The organism is Synechococcus sp. W60.3, from assembly GCF_047502615.1.
GTDB lineage: Bacteria > Cyanobacteriota > Cyanobacteriia > Thermostichales > Thermostichaceae > Thermostichus.
Map to the genome: position 1 here is coordinate 1 of NZ_JANSHJ010000059.1, position 4,475 is coordinate 4,475.

At 60.1% G+C, this 4,475-nt stretch carries 4 protein-coding genes; all 4 read right to left on the reverse strand.

Annotated elements, in window-relative coordinates; genetic code table 11:
* Positions 1 to 141 precede the first annotated feature (141 nt).
* Positions 142 to 462: a nucleotidyltransferase domain-containing protein gene (locus NW846_RS12245; protein WP_011430170.1), complete on the reverse strand. Its 321-nt coding sequence runs from the start codon at positions 460 to 462 to the stop codon at positions 142 to 144.
* The gene (locus NW846_RS12250) at positions 459 to 2,684 is read right to left on the reverse strand and encodes a DUF559 domain-containing protein (RefSeq protein WP_414348332.1); all 2,226 of its coding nucleotides are present in this window, start codon (positions 2,682 to 2,684) and stop codon (positions 459 to 461) included. Before NW846_RS12250 ends, NW846_RS12245 begins: the two co-directional genes overlap by 4 nt.
* A gap of 247 nt (positions 2,685 to 2,931) precedes the next feature.
* Entirely contained in the window at positions 2,932 to 3,516 is a 585-nt protein-coding gene (locus NW846_RS12255) for a hypothetical protein (RefSeq protein ID WP_414348329.1), read from the reverse strand.
* A 7-nt stretch (positions 3,517 to 3,523) separates the two neighbouring features.
* The gene (locus tag NW846_RS12260; RefSeq protein ID WP_206336851.1) at positions 3,524 to 4,372 is read right to left on the reverse strand and encodes a DNA methyltransferase; all 849 of its coding nucleotides are present in this window, start codon (positions 4,370 to 4,372) and stop codon (positions 3,524 to 3,526) included.
* Positions 4,373 to 4,475: the final 103 nt, after the last annotated feature.

The window sequence follows — 4,475 nt, forward strand, 5'->3', positions numbered from 1 at the left end:
AAGTTGGTTTGCTAAGTGCTGCTATTGTACCCCTTGAGCTCTTAACAGGCTGTAATGGAGAGATGAACATCCGGCGCTTTTTTGAGGACTTCGAAGGCTTTGATGTCGCGCTCCGCTAGGCGCAACAACCGCCAAGCCTCCTCAAGATGCGGCTTCATAGAGGTCTTTTCCCTGCTTGCGCGCCCAGTACAGCACGGTGCCTGGCACACGGCTGCGCCGCTGGTATTCCGCCTCGGAATAAACGAGGATATCCAACCCTGGGCCCATATCGCCCACCGCTTCGTGCAAACGAATCATTTCGGCGTACCGATCAGACACCTCTGGTTTGATCACCATGATGTCTAGGTCGGAACCCGCGTCGGCATCGCCGCGGCCATAGGAGCCAAACAAGAGTACGCGGCTGGGCTGGGCCGCTGCCACGATACGCCGGACGATCTCTTGCAAGGTTTGATCATCGATCATATTGGCAACTCCATTACCTTCAGGCTCTCAATGCCCCGGTCATCCACGATCTTGACGGCAATGCGCTTGTGCTCGCCCGGTGCGAAGGGCAACGACACCGTACCGCTATAGGCTTTTATGAGGTCCTCGTCAATCTCGGCCTTGAGATTGCGCGCCAGCTTCGCCCAGCCTTCTTTCTCGCCCGCCATCGGGAAGAAGACCTGACGGGGGTAGAGGCAGCGCCCGTCGTAGTCGGTATCGAGCATCCACATGGCAATCTTGTCCTTGCCGCCCGATTCGATGGCCCCGGTCTTGGTGTTGTAGTAGTCGAAACCGTGTACCTCAACCACAAACCAGCCATCTTCGGCTTTGCGCAGCTCCACATCCGGCTGCCCGATGAGCCAGAAGGATTCGTTACTGGCGCGCTTCTTTTTGAGGTCGTCGGTGAGTAGGTCGGCGTTCATTTGGACTTTGAGGAACTGCATGCCGGCCAGCTCTGGCTTCATCTCGTCAATATCTTTTGCTGCTTCGGGGTCAAATTGAAAGGCGGCGAAGATCAGCAGTTTGGGCTGTGGGCTGAGCATCCGCGCCTCTTGCCAGGCATGCTCAACTTGCCGCTGCTCGAGCGGGCCATATTCCGGGCCGAAGGAGACGACCACGCGCATGGGATCGTAGGCTGGCGCCGTCTCGCGCACGGTATTTGCCCCTTCGTCGCTTGGCCGCGTTTCCCCCTCGGCATGGAGCCAGCGGCAACCGGGCAGGGGCTCTAGGCGGGCAAAGCGGATGTATTGCCCGTTCTTGCCGCGAATGCCGGTGCGCAGCAGTTCGTCACGCCATTCGGCCTGGCGCAGGGTCTCGCCGGAGCGGGTAATAGACGTATCGGCAGGTTGCGGCTTCTCCTCCAAAATCTCGTCCACCGACTTGACCGCCGGTGCCGGCACCGCTTCAACCGTAAAGGGGCCGGTGACGCGCACCTTCTTCCTGTCCACAAAGGGCTGGTCGTAGAGCGTCTCCTGCGGCGCATGGCGGGCGATGGCGGCGTCGATCTCCTTTTGGAGGGTGCGGCGGGCTTGATGGAAACGCTCGAAGGGTTCGCGCGCTTTTTCCGGCCAGTCGGCAGGAAACGTAAAGGGCACTTCCCATTCCACCAGCTCGTTGACCTTGACCACCTGGCTAGCGGGCATGGTGAAGGTTGCTTCATCGGGTGCGGCGAAGTCCACGAACTGGCCGGCCCGACCGCCTTGGGTGACCTGGAATTTGACCGGCTGGCCATGAAGCGCAGCGTTCAGCTCAGCAAGGGCCGCTGCCACTGCCGGATGGAGCCGCGCGTAAATGCCGTCGATCTCCGGGTTATTGGCGATGGACTTGAGCGTGACATGGGGCACGGTCTTGTACTTGAAGCCGGAGCCGACGCCCTCCTGCGGGTGCGCCAGTTCGTAGTAGTCGAAAACCGCAGTCATCAGCCGCTGGCGGGCGATTGTGATCGCGACGCGTGAGGTGTCGCAGGTGATCCAGCGCCGGCCCCACTGCTCGGCAACGTAGGCGGTGGTGCCGCTGCCGCAATTGTGCACGACGCACAGCTCCGTGATGAAAGAGTGCGAGTCTTCTACCTCCAGGTCATACAACTCCTCTTCGGTTTCTTGCGTGTGGAGTTCGGCGATGCGCACGGCGACCCGCTGCGGACCAAAGAAGACCCAATCCCCCACAGCCAGGTCCTGCGCTTCCACCCATTCGGCCTTCTCGACGCTGAGCTGAAGTTGGCAGGCGTGTCGAATGGTTTCGTAAACGCCCTCCAGATTGGACAGCACCTCCCTGGCCGGGACGCGCAGCACCTCCAAGCCCAGCTCGCGGAGATAGGCATCGCGGGCCTGATCGTGAGCCAGTGCCTCTTCGCTGCTGTGGGCCAGCACGCCGTCCACCTCGACGACAAGTTGGGCGTCGCGGCTGTAAAAATCTGCTATATACCGACCGATGGGATGCTGGCGTCGGAAGGCGAAACCGGTTTGGTTGTTGCGCAGCGCCGTCCACAGCTTACGCTCCGGCGGGGTCATTTCACGCCGCAGCATTTTGCTTCGCCCGCGCAACCCCCGGGGAATGCCCGACCAGTCGTTATGCCCTCCCAGTGAGCGCGGGCGGCGTTTGGCGAGCACCTTGTGGTCGGCAGAGAGCCAGAGCGTCGCGTCAGTTTTTTCGTGGCGGATGCCGATCATCTTGCCGCGGTACGGCCGGCGGATCACGCGCACGACGCGATGCGGTTGCCCGTCATGCCCCAAAACCCAGTCGCCGGGCTGGATGGATTCGATGGGGCGCAGGATGGCCCTATCCCATTCAGCCCCACCCCGGCCCTCCCCACAAGCGGGGAGGGAGCAGTGTCCCCCCCCCATGCGGGGGGACCACAGGGGGGCTGCTTCCCGCATTCGGGGGGACTACAGGGGGGCTGCCTCCTCCATCCTCGGAAAGCAGTGTGGCCCCTCCACAGTTGGCCTCTTCCTAGTTAGCTTCTCCTCTGTCAGCCCCTCCCCAGCCCTCCCCGTAAACGGGGAGGGAGCGTCCCCCGTCCTTCACACACCACACCCGCGTCCCCTTCCGCACACACGTCGGGTCAAACACCAAATCGCCCGGGTCGGTGGTCATCAGGAGGCAGCGCTCTACAACCTTCGTACGCGTTTCAACCACGTATCGTTGCTCAGGATTGAATCCGGCCGTGTCGTCCCAGACCTCAGACAAGACCTTGAGCGGATAATCGTCGATATAATATTTCCATCGAAGTTTGCTGCCATCCTTAGTCACGCGACCCGTGCGTTTCAACGCCTCCATGCCATCGGGGTAGATCAGCTTCCAATGGCTGTTCTTGTTCGGTCTGAAGGTCTCTCCCTTAAATTGGAGCGGCGTATCCTCGCCCGGCGGCCCCGAGCTCTCCAGGCTTACGAGCTGGAAGACCTTTGCTCCCGCTGGCAACAGCGACGGATCGACCATCTCGGCCCGGGTAATCTTTCGCACGGTACCGTCGGGTAGCTCCACATTACTATAGAAGGCATCAGGCAGCTTTTCAGAATACAACTGGCGATATTTCAAATATTTTTTATCCCTGGCATACCAGATTCAGATAATCACTCGTCCGGCCTAACTCGTTGGATACCATGCTGCCGGTTTTAGCGAACGTGATAAGTCGCACAAAATTCCCCGCCCCAAACACTTCATCCATCAAGCAGCGTACCAGATGGACGTTCTCGTCGCCGATCTGCACGAAGATGCTGCCGCTTTCGGTGAGGAGTTCTCGCGCCAGCAGTAGCCGGTCGCGCAGGTAGGTGAGGTAGGAGTGGATGCCTAGCTCCCAGGTGTCGCGGAAGGCGCGGATTTGCTCTGGCTCGCTGGTTAAATCCTCGTCTTTGCCGTCCTTGACGTCGCGCTTGTTGACGAAGGGCTGGAAGTTAGAGCCGTATTTGATGCCGTAGGGCGGGTCGAGGTAGATCATCTGCACTTTGCCCGCCATGCCCTCTTTTTCCAGGAGCGAATTCATCACCAGGAGCGAGTCGCCAGCGATGAGGCGGTTGGTCCAGCCGTGTTTGTGCTGGTAGAACTCGACGGCCTGGCGCAGCGGCTCTCGGCGTTCCTCTTCAAAAAGGCTGAGTTGCTCCGCGCCGCCGCTGCCGTTCCGCTTCTTCACCGCCTCGATGATCGTACGGGGGTCGATGCGCTCGTGGACATGGAGCGAGATCGTCGGCACCGCGAACGAGGTGTGCTCGGCCTTGCCGGCCCAGACCAGTTGCGGGTCGAGGTGAGGATCGTAGGCATAGCGCTTTTTCGTTTGCCCGGCATCCGGGTCAGTCTGGGGCGTCACCAACCCCACAGGTGGATTATTGACACGCTCTTTGTCGCGGTGCTCGTAGGATTCGATTGGGCGTTTGGTGTCGGTTTTCTTGGCTGCCATCCAGTCCTGCCTGTTGGTTTGTCGTGGGCTTAGTGGGAAGGCTAGCTTGAGAGCATGACTCTAGTCAATAATAAGCTCAACTATACTGAAAATAATGTATAAT

What these genes read in the sequence shown, in the direction of transcription:
- NW846_RS12245 (WP_011430170.1), bottom strand. Translation starts at nt 462, where the DNA reads ATGATCGATGATCAAACCTTGCAAGAGATCGTCCGGCGTATCGTGGCA.
- NW846_RS12260 (WP_206336851.1), bottom strand. Translation starts at nt 4,372, where the DNA reads ATGGCAGCCAAGAAAACCGACACCAAACGCCCAATCGAATCCTACGAG.